This is a genomic window from Halodesulfovibrio spirochaetisodalis, assembly GCF_001672295.1.
In the GTDB taxonomy this organism is placed as follows: Bacteria; Desulfobacterota; Desulfovibrionia; order Desulfovibrionales; family Desulfovibrionaceae; genus Halodesulfovibrio; species Halodesulfovibrio spirochaetisodalis.
Genome location: NZ_JXMS01000023.1, coordinates 1 through 15,528, shown reverse-complemented (window position 1 = coordinate 15,528; position 15,528 = coordinate 1). Strand labels below are relative to the sequence as shown.

8 protein-coding genes are annotated in these 15,528 nt (G+C 46.5%); 1 reads left to right on the top strand and 7 read right to left on the bottom strand.

What is annotated here, in order from left to right:
• Positions 1 to 97: 97 nt before the first annotated feature.
• The 4 genes from traI to SP90_RS12135 all read right to left on the bottom strand — a co-directional run bounded on the left by traI (position 98) and on the right by SP90_RS12135 (position 4,895).
• The gene (gene traI / locus SP90_RS12150) at positions 98 to 1,831 is read right to left on the bottom strand and encodes a TraI/MobA(P) family conjugative relaxase (RefSeq protein ID WP_066856592.1); all 1,734 of its coding nucleotides are present in this window, start codon (positions 1,829 to 1,831) and stop codon (positions 98 to 100) included.
• The gene (locus SP90_RS12145) at positions 1,828 to 2,211 is read right to left on the bottom strand and encodes a plasmid mobilization protein (protein WP_082936431.1); all 384 of its coding nucleotides are present in this window, start codon (positions 2,209 to 2,211) and stop codon (positions 1,828 to 1,830) included. The genes traI and SP90_RS12145 overlap by 4 nt, the downstream gene beginning before the upstream one ends.
• Positions 2,211 to 3,680: an integrase arm-type DNA-binding domain-containing protein gene (locus SP90_RS12140; RefSeq protein ID WP_066856586.1), complete on the bottom strand. Its 1,470-nt coding sequence runs from the start codon at positions 3,678 to 3,680 to the stop codon at positions 2,211 to 2,213. Before SP90_RS12140 ends, SP90_RS12145 begins: the two co-directional genes overlap by 1 nt.
• A gap of 315 nt (positions 3,681 to 3,995) precedes the next feature.
• Positions 3,996 to 4,895, bottom strand: coding sequence for a tyrosine-type recombinase/integrase (locus tag SP90_RS12135; protein WP_066856583.1), 900 nt, complete (start codon positions 4,893 to 4,895; stop codon positions 3,996 to 3,998).
• A gap of 313 nt (positions 4,896 to 5,208) precedes the next feature.
• Here SP90_RS12135 and SP90_RS12130 point away from each other — a divergent pair, with 313 nt between their 5' ends.
• Positions 5,209 to 6,321: a tyrosine-type recombinase/integrase gene (locus SP90_RS12130; protein WP_066856580.1), complete on the top strand. Its 1,113-nt coding sequence runs from the start codon at positions 5,209 to 5,211 to the stop codon at positions 6,319 to 6,321.
• A gap of 38 nt (positions 6,322 to 6,359) precedes the next feature.
• Here SP90_RS12130 and SP90_RS12125 read toward each other — a convergent pair whose 3' ends face one another.
• Genes SP90_RS12125 through SP90_RS16720 form a run of 3 tightly spaced genes read right to left on the bottom strand, consistent with a single transcriptional unit; the run spans position 6,360 to position 15,460 of the window.
• Positions 6,360 to 6,764, bottom strand: coding sequence for a tail fiber assembly protein (locus SP90_RS12125; protein WP_066856578.1), 405 nt, complete (start codon positions 6,762 to 6,764; stop codon positions 6,360 to 6,362).
• Between the two features lie 8 nt (positions 6,765 to 6,772).
• The gene (locus tag SP90_RS12120; protein WP_066856575.1) at positions 6,773 to 9,391 is read right to left on the bottom strand and encodes a hypothetical protein; all 2,619 of its coding nucleotides are present in this window, start codon (positions 9,389 to 9,391) and stop codon (positions 6,773 to 6,775) included.
• A gap of 9 nt (positions 9,392 to 9,400) precedes the next feature.
• A complete protein-coding gene (locus SP90_RS16720) occupies positions 9,401 to 15,460 on the bottom strand; it encodes a hypothetical protein (protein WP_231895567.1) in 6,060 nt (2,019 codons plus the stop codon).
• Positions 15,461 to 15,528 lie beyond the last annotated feature (68 nt).

Here is a 15,528-nt window from a genome sequence, read left to right as displayed (position 1 = left end):
GCTAGAAATAGGCTAGAAAAAACGAAAGGCATTTAGAAGAAATATCTTCTAAATGCCTTAATTTACTGGAGCCAACAATCGGAATTGAACCGACGACCTACTGATTACGAACCATTCGACCAAACCGTCTTCCTCTCAACTTTTGGGCAAATTTCTGCGCCTCATCATCCTTGCTTGCAACAATATCTTTGCCATTATCCAGCACAACACCGCCCTCTGTAAGCTTGTAGGTGATGTTACCTTTGTTATCGACAGAGTACGTCATACCTTCCAGCAGCTTCTCAACAGGGCGTTCTTTAAATACAGCCTGATCTTTATTCTTAGAAGACTGCAATACGGCCAAGGCCACATTGTTGCCGCTCTCAGCCTTCTGTCGAAGAAACTCGTTCCAGTTACCGTATGGGATTTCCTCTTTGATCTTTGATCGCTTCTCTGCATACTTCTTCTTCAACTGCTCTTCATGGCGTAATTGTTCGGCCTTAGCTACGCTAATAAGGTAGCGCTTTTCTTTCCATGTTAATACCCCGTCAACACGGTACTTTTTAATTCTTACCTGCCACTGCAGCCGCAGTTTCTGCATCTCAACCTCACGCTCAGACTTCTGTTGCTCAAACATGGCTTTGCGTTTTGCGATACTGGCTTTGTATTCCTGCAGGAGCCTTACACGTTCTGGATCACGATGCAGTGGCTTGCTGCTGTACTCACGTTTTGGAGTTACTTTTCTACCTTGCTCGAGCGGGATAAGCTTGCCAAATTCAGCTTCTAGCTTTGATCGTGAGTATTCTCGGCCAAGGCTACTCAACTTTGCATGAGGCTGGTTCTTTCCTCTTACGGTTAGGTCAGCGAAGACAGCGCCTCGGCCACGCTCTTTGATTGTGACGTTCAGCTCGTCTTGCAAAATGTTTTGGAAGTCTTTCCATGAACGTGCAGAATCGCGCACAGCGTCAATAATTCCCTTATGCCGCTTCAAGTAGCCATCAAAGCTTTCCTGGCCAGTGTAAGCCTCCATCGTTTCCGCTTTATCGTTCTTCTTGGACTTATCCAAAGGACTCGGCTCGAAGACTTCCATCGTTTGATAAAACTTTTGCTTCGGCTCAAATGCGCCCAGACGCTCTTCCAAGGCTATTTTACTAAGCAAAGAGTTAATCTCTGCACCAGCAACCCTGCAGTCTCTCCCCGCTCCTTCAAAAGGCGTAAACTGAACATCATCTTTACAACTCACCTGCAGGCCGTACAAAGCCATCGTCGCATGAACATGCTCCCATGACTGAGCTGCCTTCACTGCCGGCAAAATCTTAACCTTCCTATCCGTCAGGTAACAATGAAGCTCTTTGCGTTGCTTTCTGCCGGGGTCTATGGATACACCATATTCTTTTTCAAGCTTCCGACACAGTTCATCACGCTTCCAGTAATCATAATATGGTGCATGACGGATCTTTTTTTCCGGATGAATCATATTGTAGGCAACGTGCATATGTGGATTCGCAGTATTGTTATGCACTCCGCAGTGCCGCTGATGCTCTTCAAAACCAAGTACCTTTGCGAAGCGCTGTTCAATCTCTTTAAAGTCCTCCCCAGAAAGTTTGGCCTCATCCTCTGGACGAAATGAAACAATCAGGTGATAAGTCTTTTCTTTCTTTGTACGTGTGTTGCAAGCCTGAGTTGCCAGAACTTCAGAGATGCCCAACTGAAAATCGTCACCAGCCATACAGCCAGCGCTCCACGCCATAAGGCACTTCTGGCCCTCATGCGAGGCATCTGCAATGTAGTTTGCCAGCCGCGCATAGTTATCATTTTGAGGCTTGGGAGAAGGTTGCTTTGTTGAAATCATCCCACACCTCCTGAGTCCCGTTTCAGTATTACCCGCTCCGCAATGCTTATAAGCCGGCGCAGCTCTTCCTGCCTGTCCTCAATTTGGTGCAAAATGCGACGAACCTCCCTATAGCTTACAACCTTATTCACACTATCAGTCAACGCCAGCTTAAAAAGTCCACCAAGACGGCCAAGGTCTGCATTAACTTTCAGCAAATTCAAAAATGCTTCTTTGTCCACCTTGGAGTTAACTTCCTGACCTAGTACAACACGCCGCATAAACTCTGATGCAGAAAGACCGCATTGCTCGGCCAAGGCAGCAATGCGGTCACGTTCTACTTCTGTCATGTAAGACTTCATGCAGACCTTACGTTTCTTTTCTGGAGATTTCTGATTCATCATGCAACCCGTTGTGCAGCCTCTTTCAAGGCCAACGCTGCGCTGATCTTTCCCCAGATAATGAGGAGCACCTTCTGCACATCCTTCTCAGGTACAGATTCCGGAATAGCAACACCGGTCGTTCTTTCAAATTCGATCATTACTTCGGAATATGAACGGCTGTCTGCATGATACGCCCACAAATCCAGCGCACCACGGAGCAACAGAAGTTTCTGATCGGAACAGCGCTCCTCTGCTTCAGGCGCAGGACAATACGGACGCTCTATTCCCATCCAGACATATTCAAGAGCAATGTCGTAGGATTCAATCCCGAGGTCTTCGAGCTTTCCTATCTTAAAGTATGAACAAAGCTCTGCCGCTGCATGCACGTATGTCCGGTTTTCCATTGCGGCATAAATTCGTAATGCGCCTTTCAAAGCAAGCATTTTCTGTGCATCTATGCGCGGCTTAATGCATCTGGGTGCCACAGTCTCAACAGCCGCAGCGCCGGTATTTACAGGACTGCAAAGAGCAAATTCTTCCGCGACATTCAGCATAAACTCCTTCACACGCTTTCCGGAGTAATGCTGCATGACCAACTGGAACCCTGCATGCGTCATTGCAACTACCGAGACACGCTCACGCCCCTGTATGACTTCTTCTCCTATCGGAAAGTTCTGATTCATAATCTCCTGCGGCAAGTCGAGTGCGAACACATTTGCAACGACAGAAGAATGATCAAGCTCCAGTTCCCTGGCAACCGTCAACGATGTTATTACATCCAAGTCAATGTAGCGGCGCAAAAACCTTTTGCGGAGTGCAGGAACAACATCCTTGTCTGTCTCGCGGTTGAAATAGGCATCCTCCAGTTTTTCGAATACGTCCCATGCAGCATCAGTTTCGAGCATCTTTGCATGACGGGCCGCTCCGCGTTCTGTCCAGAGAAGAACTGTTGGTGTCTGCGTTGAAATCTTCACTTGGCCTCTTTGAGAGGCCAAGTGCTTCACCCTTCTCAATTCTTCGCCTTCAACCTTGTAATAGTGCTTCCCTTCAACGAACCGCTTCTCGTTCCTTTTGTAATTCTGCTTTATGTTTTTAACGTTACATCCATAGAGCTGTGCAAGTAGCTGCGTGGGAACAACTGGACTACCTTGATAAACCAACGGTTCATATGCCTCAACATTAACCTCTGAAACCTCTGCCGGCAGCGCTGCCTCGCGGCTTTCTTCTTTCTGTTTGAACTCCACGGGGTCAAATCCTTTAGCAATTACCTCTTCAACCGCAATCCGTCGATTACGCGCGTCTTTCAAACCTACTTCCGGATACGAGCCGAACGACATTCTATTACGCCGGCCGTTCAGCTGGTAACGGTAGCGCCAAAGCTTCTTCCCTCCCGGAGTAACTTCCAGTTGCAGCCCGTTTCCATCGGGCAGTGCGTATGTTTTCTCAGCTGGCTTCGCATGGTTGATCTTCATTACATTTAGTTTCATCGCAGCGTGCTCCTTTGGTTATCTATACGATGTCCATTTTGTCTTTTTTACGTTGAGCCGGTAGGCGAATAAGTTCTTTCCCACCTTTATGGTGGCAGGCTGTGAAGTAGTTCCACTTGAAAAGTGGGACTACTTCACATGTCCTGCCTTCGGACTCCGAACAAAGATAAGCACAGGAAAAAAGAAAAAGCGACAAACTTTAGATAGTTGTCGCTTAATTTGACTACATTTTATTTAATTTGATTACAGTTGATCAAAGTTGACTACATTTGACTATCTTTGACCTATTTTTACTACATAACTATACATAATATTTTATTTTTTCTCTATTGACCTTGATGAGTTTTGCATATAGCTTTCTAAGTACGTTACTGCTTCACGCCCTTGTAGCGGTGCAAGGTGTGAATACCGCATAGTCATTTTTATGTCGCTATGCCCTAACAGCCTACTTACAACTGCTAAGGGAGTTCCACCTTGAACCAGCCACGAAGCAAAAGTATGACGTAACGTATGAAAAACAACGCGCTGCCGACGATCTTGAATGCCGTTGTTTAATCCGCAGGCATCTACTGCTCTCCTGTAGAGCTTTCCTGCAAACTGAATTTTATTTCCGTATATAGTAGTAAAGAGGTAAGAACCCGAATTACGGGCAATGTACGCCTTAGCAACTTCAAGAGCTGCATTATTTAACGGTACTACCCTATTATCAGATTTAGTATCGACAACTGCAACAGTCTTTGCTGAAAGATTGATATGCTCAGGAAATAAATTGAAAATTTCACCGGATCGTAATCCGGTAGATAGCGCGAATAGACTGATGTCATGCCAAAGTTCTGACCTTCGTTTAAGTTCTAAAAGTAACTTTTCAGACTCATCAAGGGTCAAAAAACGAGTTCGATCGTTCTTAACACGAGGCATTTCAAAAACTGGCAATGGTCCGGGATACAGTTCCCATTGAATTGCTTTTCGGAGGATCCTTCGAAGTAATCCTAAGACATGATGTACTGACTGAGGACTAAGATTTTTAGCTTCAATCGTACTTCGCAAGCGAAGAATATCGATACTTTTTACAGAACCTAGCGGTTTTTCAGCAAGATAGGGAGCAATATGCATCTCCCACACTTGGATATCTGTCCTTGGCTTGCGGATGGTAGGGAGTTTGAGTTCTTTGTACAGATTCCAAGCAGATTCAACGGTTTCTACGGCATGTCCCATGTAATTACCCCCAAGTTTAAAGATTTATCTTGAAACTTTCGGAAGCAAAAACTATGTCTATTCGTACAGTTACTAACCATAAAAAAAAGCCCTTGTAATGCAAGAGCTTGTAAGATGGAATCGTAATTATGGTGCGCCTGACAGGAGTCGAACCTGTGGCCTGCCGCTTAGGAGAGTTTTTCGACTCTTTTTCACCCCTCCTCACTACTTGTCATTTCTTTTATTTCCAACAAGTTACCACCTTGCCACGCATCGGCTAATTGCATTATATTGCGCCTGCTGTTGACACTTTGTTGACAAAAAAGGAGCAGTAATGCGGCGTATCAAAATTACCAAAAAAGGCTTTGAAGGGGTCTATTATCGCGAGTCTACCAAGAGACGTTACCGCGGTAAACCGGACAAGTCATATGAAATACTCTACCGCAATAAAGCCGGTAAATTGGTTTCTGAAAAAATAGGCTGGCTCTCTGAAGGGTACAACGCCGAAGTAGCCCGTGACATTCGCGGTAAGCGTGTCAGAGAAGTTAGACATGGCAACGAAATCCTTGATACAGAAATGACTGTTGCAACAGCTTGGGAGCATTTTGAAAAATGGATTCTTGCCAACACTAAGCGATACCGCAATGACCAAAGTATGTACCGGAACCACATTGCAAAGCGCTTTGCTCACCTCAAACTGTCACAACTATCCCCGCTTGATCTCGAGAAATTAAAAGCAGAAATGCTTGCAGAAGGCAAAAGTCCGCAAATGGTAAAACATGCGCTTACTCTTGTTTCTCGTATCTACAACAAAATGAATGACCTCAGCTTGTGGCGAGGGGACAACCCAGTCAAACGAGTAAAAAAGCCCCAATTCGATTCTGCGCGCATACGTTTCCTTAATCGAAATGAAGCTCAGGAGCTACTGGAACAGCTCAGCAAACGCAATCTACAGGCGCATGACATGGCTCTGCTCTCTCTTCACACAGGTATGCGGCTTGGAGAAATCCGTGCTCTCAGGTGGCAAAATGTGAATCTAGACGAAAGGCTCATTCACGTTGTGGCTTCTGGTGAAGATGATACAACGAAGAACTACACTTCTCGCGATGCTTTCATGTCAGATGCAGTATATGAAATGCTTAAGGAATACGTCCGCCCTGCCAATGAATTTGTATTTATCAACCAGTACGGGAAACAACACACGAATGTGCCCACAACATTTAAGCGCATAGCAAATAAACTATTCAATGAAGGCGTGACTGACCGAAGACAAAAGGTCACGTTCCATACATTGCGCCATACATTTGCTTCATGGCTTGCACTCAAAGGCACGCCTATTCTCACCATACGCGACCTTATGGGGCATAAAACACTCGCGATGACTGAACGCTACGCAAAGCTGATCCCGGATGCGAGACGCGATGCTGTAGCAAATGTATTTAAATAAAAAAGCTTCGCACACACTGCGAAGCTTTTCTTATTCTCTTACCCTTTCACCTGCTGGGGTGGTGTTCCCCAATCAATGACTTTGGGGAATCCTTCCTGATGATTTATGTTACGCAAAAAGGTGCGGTAGGTACGCCATTCCTGCTGGTTTGCTTCAGTCAGTGGAGAATCGTTGCCAATTGTCCAGTCACATTGTAGCAGGAGCTGCTTGCATTTTTCTTGAGCGCGCCGGGTAAGCTCTTGTGAAAACTCCGGCTCTGCCCGTGTCACAATTTTCCACTTTATTTTAGCGAGATTACCTTCAACCGTTACGCCCATCTGCTCCAGCTCTTGCAATCCACTGTCTATATCAGGAATATTTCTATCAAGCGGCACAGCAGTGGCTATCCATTTTGCCTGTCGTGCTGATAGCGTGCGCCTTGTTTCTGTGTCGTAAAAAAGCATAGCGTCTCCTAAAAATAGCCAATGTTAAGCTTGATGTTCACGTCTTCAAAAATCAACGGCAAATCAAGAATAGTTACCTCTGCATCCAACGTTCTACTGTGTACATATTCAGAGGCACTCGAAGAGGTGTTTTGCTGCTCAACCGAATGAGTATGAACATTCATACTCAAAGATTCTACATCAATCAGAGGTGCTTCTGGAATTTCCGTAACAGGAAATGCTGTCACACCTTGCTGGTAAGCAAGGAAACCTTTTCGGTCTACCATTCCCGAAAGCAGGTAAGAATCAGATCGGGCGTTACCGTATACGTCGTCTGTGAGTCTATAATAAGGTGCAGTACCTATAGTCCGTAAACGTCGTAGCCACTCAACTGCTCCATCACTCTTTCGAATACATCCAAATCCCCCGTCCCTGTCAGGCACATCGTTTTCCAAGTTTTTTCTCACACCTAGACTAATAAAGAGAGAATCACCACATTCGGATGTTGTCTTCACGGTATCTTCGGGATGGGATGCTTCTACCCAGTAATACTTTGCCCATTCAATATGCAGGCTAGTAGATGCGCTAATTACTGTCGCAACATTTGCAAAAGTTCTCCCCGGAACAACACCGTGTGAAGTGGTATTCCCATAAAAGTAAATACCCTCAGATGTGTGAAGAATACCCTTACAATAGAACGTATCGGTAGATGCAACGTTGAATGTTTTCTGAGAAAGAACAGCGCCGGATGACTGATTAATTTTAGCAAGATAATTATGCCCATAGCGCGGTGCGGTTATCCCCGCTATAACAAGCCCATGCGCACCTGATGACTGTTTCTGTATATTACAGCTACCTGTTGGTAAGTAGTACTCTCGCTTCCACACCAAAGTTCTAGTTGTGGGAGTATACTTAGCCATCGCAAAGCCTCCTGAAACATATCCACACAAGTACACACCCGATATATCAACAGACATATCATGCCCAACATGTGCCTCAAGTCCTTCTATGCTATGGGAGAACTGAAGTACACCTGTTGATTTGTGAAAGGCTAACACTCTTGCACGACTAAGTTGTGTGCCACCAGTCGGCTCCTCTTCTGTAGCATCAGGATAGTCATACCCATAAAAGGAACAATAAATTACTTCCCCAACAACATGCACGGACTGCGGAACGCGGTATATTTTTCGTTTAACATCAGCCGATCGAAAACTCTTAATCCAAACAGGATGCAGCGTCTGTCTTTCAAAAAGTATAATGAAGGAAACATTTCGTCTGGCCTCAGTATTCATCCCTAATATTCCATAACCGCAAACTAAAAAGTGCGCATCGTCTATGTCATATGTTTTTTGAATCTCTGAGATTCTATGCGGTTCATCGACTTCAAATAAGGCAAAGCGAGTATTCAAATGTGCGCTACCGGTTGTTATGATGAGCGTCTGCCACTCAGTCCACCCGCGTTGCGCTGTTTCCACCCGAACCCGTAATCTAAGTTGTGTCGCAAGAGGTAAAATCGGAAGAATATTTGTGTGGTCACTTGTTACATATTCTTTTTCAATAATTTTCTCGTCTGCTCGAAACACTTCAACCTGTGTCTTTTGCACCGTAAGGGCTTCATCCGATTCATTTGTGACGTTTGAAAACGTAAGAGTGGCGTAGTACGGGTCAACTTCTCCGTTGGTCATAAAGCAGGAAAGATCCCGTATTCTGATATATTGCAACACATCTGCCGTAACCAGCCGTACAGGAACAGCAGCTCGAGAAACTTCATCTTTATCCGTCGTCTGGTTACAGAACGCATAGTACGTTGTGTTTGGCTCCATTAAATGAACCCTGAGTTCATGTTCAAGGCCAGCCTCCGTATGTACCGGATACACAACGTTCTCTCCCGCCTCGTCCGAGGTCATCCAAAAAGAGGTGTGCTTCAAGCTGTCCTGTGGAGCGTAAGCAAGACGTGCTTCAGAAGCACGCAGCGTACCACCGTGGATTACAGCCCCGTTTTCGTGAGAAACAATTGAAGGCCGCGCAATCTGGTCAACATCTGTGTTTGCCAGCATACTAGCAGCCTGATTCAGCAAAACAAGCCCCTCGCGTGAAATACGTAACGCCTGCTCATCTCCTGCAGCAACAAGGGCTGCATGCTCCACACCAGCAAGCCGCGCAAACTCTCTGGCTTCATCAGCAGACGCAGCAGCTGCACTGGCAGAACCTTGCGCGTTTGCCGTAGCAGTTTGCACGTTCTCCAAAATCTGCACTATGTTCAGCACCAGACTTTTATCTGTTCCCGCTGGGTAGGTAACAGCTCGAGCGGCCTGCTCTGAAAGCTGCTGAATCATCATAACAATTCTATCCAGCGCGCGGTTAAGCGCCCCTTCCGGTATGATGCCGTTCGAAGGAATCTCCAACAGCTGCACAAAATCCACAAGGCGCATGACAGTTACGCGCGTATCTTCTGCCGGAGGATTCACCAGCGAGACCCTGCCCCCTGCATCGTTACCCGCACCGGATACCGTGTAGTCTGTGCCAAGCGTCTTGCGTGTTGTGTCAAACAGAACCACCAGATCGGCAGCGTCGTAAAACAAAAACGGAACCTGAATGTCACCACCGGAGTACAACACCGTTACGGCGTTTGTGTTTGTTTCAAGCATAGTGCCCCTCTATCTCTTTGGTTCTGGAATAAGAATGTTAGCAACCGTGCCTTCGTCATTAAGAAATTGCTCTGTACCTTTCTTCATGCGCTGCACCGCCTTAGAAACAGGAATTTTCAAATAATACGACATCGCATGAGCCATAGAGATCAGCAGCTTTTCATGAGCGTTGGCCTTATCATCTGTTACTATATTTTTCACATCTGTAACGAGCTGCTGAATAAGATCAGGCCCAGCTGCTGCAGGACTGCCAAAAGCATCAAAATTAGAAAAAACACTTGGTAGGAATGGAAACCGAGAAAGCTGATACCCTGCGACTCCACACCCCATATCCAGCATAAACGCTGCTAGCGCTTCATCGTCGTCAGGGTCAGGGGCATCCCCCCACATCAATGCAAAAGCAAGATGCATAGCAATCGGTGGGAGAAGATGATCGTACAAAACATATGCTGCGTATTCCGCTTTTGTCATTCCCCCTTCACGCATTGCTCGATAATGGTGTGTAGCCCTTGCTCCAAAAGTTCGAACGGTAAACGTGATAAACATGGAAAAAAGACGCTTAAAATCTCCACCTTCAATCTGAAACATGATTTTATCAATCGGCTGGGATGATGGCTGTGACCGTCTCACTATGTCATCTGCATAACGGACAGCTTCTTCCATACTCTGCCCCTTTTTCATTGCTTTCTCATATGCAGAAGTCCACAGCACATACGTTGTTGCCATATCCATCGCCCGGATAGGCCAGAATCCCAAATTTGCTATATCCTGCTTGCTTATGTCTTTCCCGAATGCTGAGATAAGAGGCGCTTCGATTCCTATCTTTCCCCCCAATCTGGCAAATTCTTCTTCCATAGAGGTAAAGCGCGACTTCATGTATGGGGAAACATCATGAATAAACTGCATCTGCTTACGGGGATTGGATCCAAAAACATTCTTTAAACCTTTGGTAAAATCCACAAATCCCATGTCGTGAATACCACCAAAGATTGAAAACACCTGTTTCGCTGCCACACTGAAATTCAATGCCAGAATATACGGTGTTGCATGTTCCCGCAGTTTGCTCGCAAGATTGGACTCTGCATCATTAGATCGAACTTCAGGACGAGCAGTATTTTTTAGAATTCCCCGTACTGCCTCATACGCCTTTTGCCCAAAAGCATCGATATGGGCATCTTTCCACTCTGGATCACGAGTGACCTTATCCACAAACTGAATATTCTCTGCATGAGTTGAATAATGAATGGCATCGTAGATATGATTAATGGCAACATCGAGTGAGAGCTTTAGTGGATACCTCGCTCCTGTTCTGTTTTTTGTGAAGCTAGATTTTGGTGCAGCATTCTGATGCACAGCTTCAGGGTTAGCGAGTAGCTCTGAAAACTCAGTCTGCCGCTGTAATCCGGCTGACTCTGGAAAGCTTCGATCTGCAACGGCTGGCATATAGCCGCCTCGGTATGTCTTTGTTTTGCCATCTACAGTTACAGAAAACGGCTGTGCTTCAACCTTTCCAATATGAAACCCATTTTTTGCATAATGCGCCTTATCCACCCTTTCATATGTTGACTCAATAACATCCCAGATTGTCTGGATTGCATTAAGTTCTTCATGAGTCACCATGCGCTGAAACATTGCTATCGGAATGCTAGGAGCCCCCTTCTGATAGACTCCATCGATATACTTATAACCATTAATCAAGCGCTTGAGATTCGACGCGCTCCCCGAGTGCAACAAAGCCCCTATAATTGCATCAGGAGTCCACTTTCGCCCATCTTTCTGCATAGCATGAGGCAAGGATAATTCCACGGCTTCACCGTCAATTTCAACGCTGGTAAAACCTTTCGTGCCGTACTTTTTTTCTAACCTTCTCCGAAAATTGTAGAGGGTAGACACCGCAGAAACCAATTTTTCTTTTGCCACATCAAGCTGTCTGGTTTCCGCATCCTGTGAGTCGACCAACCTGTCATGCAGCCCCACATTGGCACCACGAGTTCCATTTTTGCCAATACTGGTATACCCATCAGCCCTGTCCATATGGAAAAAGAATGTTTCAAGCCGCGATGTCCAAGCGTCTACTGTATCGTTAAACTTACGTTTTAAACTTAATTTATTATGTACCTTGCGCGACCTCCCCTCCATAGCAGCAACACACTTACGAACGGTATTTGCCAGCTCGTTCTGATACGCCTGCTCTTTTTCCTTATACAGCTGTTTTCCCTTATGCTGTAAAAAGGAAATCAAGTTCTCCACCTGCTGTAACTCCGCCACCGTCAAATCGCGCCAGTGAACAGGCGTTCCATCCCTAATGAGCCAGTCATCAAATTGCGGGATATCCCCCATCATGTCTCCATGGCTTTCAATTAACTCTACTAATGGAAGCATGTGGTCAGGGTTACGAGGTTTCAGGGAATCCATTCCCGCAGTAAACCCAAAACGAATAAGGACATCACGGAGATGATCTCTATGATGGTTTTCAATTACATTACTTTTGGCATAATTCTTAAACCGCTCCTGCACAGAGCGCACACGGTCTCGAAGTCGAATGGCTTCGCCGACAAACTCGTGCGCTGTACGCTCTTTATTTAGATGAAACGCAGCCTTGTTGGCATTCCCTGCACGCTCTGCCTCCTCGCGTAATTCACTCTGCCGACGAACAGTGTACTGGTGCCTGTCATATCGCATTGCCTCACCAACGGGAGTAAAAGCTAAAGAATCCTTTGCGCTCTTCTGTAGATGCTCCCTGCGGCTGTAGGTTTGGCTCTGCAATTTTCTGGAATAAATTTTTGCTTTGAGCTCCAAAAAATCGCCGAATGCTTTACCACTGGCTATATTTTCCGCTAACGCGTGATTTGCCTTAGCATCTTCAGCTTCCAGAAGTTCTGCTGCAACCTCCTCTATCCGAGCCTTACGACGCGGTGCAGCCAACAACGCATCAACAAACTGATTTGCATCATCAAACCCGAATTCAACAGCTGCTAAATCACCATGTTGCCCATTTTTCTTTATTATTCCGCGATGAGTCTTACGAATAGCAGCAAAGGTCACTTCGCCATGGTATTCAAGCAGATAATCTTCATCCAGCCCTCGCCCCGCTGCCAGATTTAAAATAGCCTTATACACCGGCTCATCTTCTACTAATTTTTTAGCATCAAGTTCTGCCTGTTTTCTTCGTCTCTGACGCTCCCGTAGCGTCTGCCTGTCCATGAAGGCTATTGCTTCACGCTCTGCCTCAACATCCAGCCTTTCACGCAAAGCAATATCTTCTTCTGTAGCTCCAAGCTGCCGCAACATCTCATCACTTTCTCTGGTAATGCTTGCACGATTTCGGGCAGCTTCCACCTGTTCATCAGTCGCGAGCATCCGATCAAACACGTCACGCACATCATCATTTATGGTTACATTTAGGCTCTTCACACTCTTATAAATCGACAACAACCACTGGCGAAACCGATGAAAAACATGTGACAACTCCGGCGAAGGAGCCTCGCCTTCCCGTAAATACGCTTCAAAACCACGGGCAAACTGCTCCTGATGCTCAGCTTCAATAGCTTCACCTTCAGCAAGTCCAAACCAAGACCGCAATTGCTCCATATCCTGTAATACCCTTTCAGGAACAATAGTGGCTGAATCCCCCTCAAAGACGGTATCGCCAAACACCTGTGTCTGCCCTGTCATGCGGGAGAGTTCAGCAAGGAAGATGTGCGCGCATTCATGCACAAAGGTAGAGCTGTCCGCAGAGGAAGACAGCTTGATTAAGTAGTTGTTATCAGGAAGAAAAGAGAGCGAACCGCGCTGCCCTTGCTTGAGTTTGGTTTTGACTTCGCCTTCAGCATTGGATATATTTTCATTGGTAAGGGTATTCATCCCGTGGACTCCGCTACCCGCTTCTTTTGGGATAGCCTCCCTGAAGTGTGCCCTTACCTTCTCTTTGCTGTTCGCAAATGCAGTAACAGGCCGTGCAATATGCATGGCCTTTTTCTTTGACAAATCAAAAACTACAGCAGTTGCGTTCTCACCCTCTTCCAAAATTGCAACATACCTTGATGCCCTCGCCTTCCCACCTTCCAACCGACCTACAAAGGTCGCATTTTCAAGAACCTCATCTACTTTTGCTACTAAGGAATCAGTATGATTAGGACGTTTTTTATCAACATGCTGAACAAAATCGTACGGTAAATTAACTCGCAGATCAGATAATTCTAAAGCCCTTGCAACAGCTTCAGGTGACGGCTTACCTTCATAGAAAACTCGTTCTCCTGCGCGACTTTCTTCAAGAAACTCCTGTACTGTCACTGCTTCACTTCGGCGCATAGCAGCTTGTGAAAGTTCTGTGCTAACGTTACCCTGAGCTGTTTCTACCTCCCCAACATGCATACGACGCAGAAAATCCACACCGTCCAAGCCGTAGGTGCTGTAGCTTTTTGCAAAGGCATGAGGAATTGCCGCCATAGTCTCGGCTTCATCCTCGCGTATTCCCTGCCCTACAAGCCCCTGAACTATCCGGCTGCGTTCTGTATCCAGCGCGGCCTCAAGCTCCATATCCGGTTCATACTGCTGTACCTGACTTTTGGCTTCTGCCTGCCAGTCTGTCTGCACGCTTTCTGCTTCGGACATGGCAAGCGGGTTCGCCTTCATGTGTGGAATAATCAGTTCGCGCTCTTCTTTGGTGCAATGCTGCATAAGCTTAGGGATGGACAAAGGCATAACAGAACCTTGCTCCAAGGCTTTCCCAAAGGCTTCCGGTGTAACTTCCAAGCGGCTTAGCACTTCCTCAACAGTGCCTACGTCCTGCCCTTCCTCAATCCCTTCTTGAAAGAGGGTCGCAAACTGCTGGGCATCAACAAACTGCTCACTGGCTTCAGTAGGGAACACACTGTTAATGAACTCGCCAAGAGCTTCAGGAGAACGCTCAGCAAGCTTGCTTTTTGCAACCGCATCTGAAAGGGCAGAAAGCTGCACGCCATTTTGTGTAGCCAACAGACCAGCTTGCCTTTTGTCCTCCACACGCTCTGCAACCTTGGAAACCCCACCGGATGAACCAAGTATTATCGCGCCAACAGCAACATCAACGTTCTTCAAGCTGGCAATCACATCACTTACAACCCCGTCCATGTCCTTACCTTTAGCAAGGGCAGAAAACGCGGCCTGAAACGGCTCTTCAAGATACTCCGTAAAACCTTCTGCTGCACCGGCAGCACCACGCCGCGCAAGGTTCTGCATGATGGTTTTTGTAGGAATTTTGCGGGTAAGCTCTTCCAGACCTACCTTGTTCAGCAAGCCCACAACCACACCAAAACTTGTAGCAGCGGTCGCAGCGTCCGCCTGATCCACACCGTCACGCACCAAGTCTTCGTACAAACTTGCAGCTTCCTGTAACCCGCCAACCACGGAAGGAACCGCAAGGCTACCTCCAGAAACAGTATACGCTGCTACCATCGGCAACATGCTTGATGCTGCTTCGCCAACCTGCGTAACAAGGTACTCTGGATTCACAAGAAGCTGCGGATTATCCCACAACGACTTGGTGACATGCTCCGGTAACGCAAGCAGTTCTGAGTTTAAGACCTCATCGTTTATGTACTTGGACTGAGCAAGGTGAAACTGTTCGCTGCGTTTAAAAATTCCAGTGTGTCCAGTTCCAAGCGCATCACCTATTCCATGTTCAACAGAGTCCAAAGTTCCAGATAAATACGCCATGCTTTGGTTGTAGAACTGAAAAACTTTAGGCACTGCGCGGCCTGCTGTCTTACCAAGCGCTCGAAAGGGATTTGATTCCTGTTCTATTCTGATTAAATTCTCAAGATCGTCATGGGCCATGCCTGCATTTACAGGGTCACGCATAAAATACATGGTTCCGCCAGCATCCATAGTTTCCATCAAACGTTGCTGGCGTTCCGCTCTGTCCTGCGCAGAAAGCTGATCATAGTTTTGCTCAACAAAATCGGCATCCATACCTGTGCGCTTGGCAATCTTCTGCGCGTCTGCAACCGTGTCCGGATTACGGGTAACAGCATACTCCAACATCGGAGCTGCACTGCGCGGCAACCCTTCAAAAAGAGAACTGTCCACCTGCGAAACATCCGCGTCAGCTAAACGGCTTCCACCTGTAGATACAGGCGCCTGTTCCTGCTCCTCAT

Excerpts from the sequence above, each read along its gene's own strand:
- traI (WP_066856592.1), bottom strand. The coding sequence starts at position 1,831 with ATGATTTCAACAAAGCAACCTTCTCCCAAGCCTCAAAATGATAACTAT.
- SP90_RS12145 (WP_082936431.1), bottom strand. The coding sequence starts at position 2,211 with ATGAATCAGAAATCTCCAGAAAAGAAACGTAAGGTCTGCATGAAGTCT.
- SP90_RS12140 (WP_066856586.1), bottom strand. The coding sequence starts at position 3,680 with ATGAAACTAAATGTAATGAAGATCAACCATGCGAAGCCAGCTGAGAAA.
- SP90_RS12135 (WP_066856583.1), bottom strand. The coding sequence starts at position 4,895 with ATGGGACATGCCGTAGAAACCGTTGAATCTGCTTGGAATCTGTACAAA.
- SP90_RS12130 (WP_066856580.1), top strand. The coding sequence starts at position 5,209 with ATGCGGCGTATCAAAATTACCAAAAAAGGCTTTGAAGGGGTCTATTAT.
- SP90_RS12125 (WP_066856578.1), bottom strand. The coding sequence starts at position 6,764 with ATGCTTTTTTACGACACAGAAACAAGGCGCACGCTATCAGCACGACAG.
- SP90_RS12120 (WP_066856575.1), bottom strand. The coding sequence starts at position 9,391 with ATGCTTGAAACAAACACAAACGCCGTAACGGTGTTGTACTCCGGTGGT.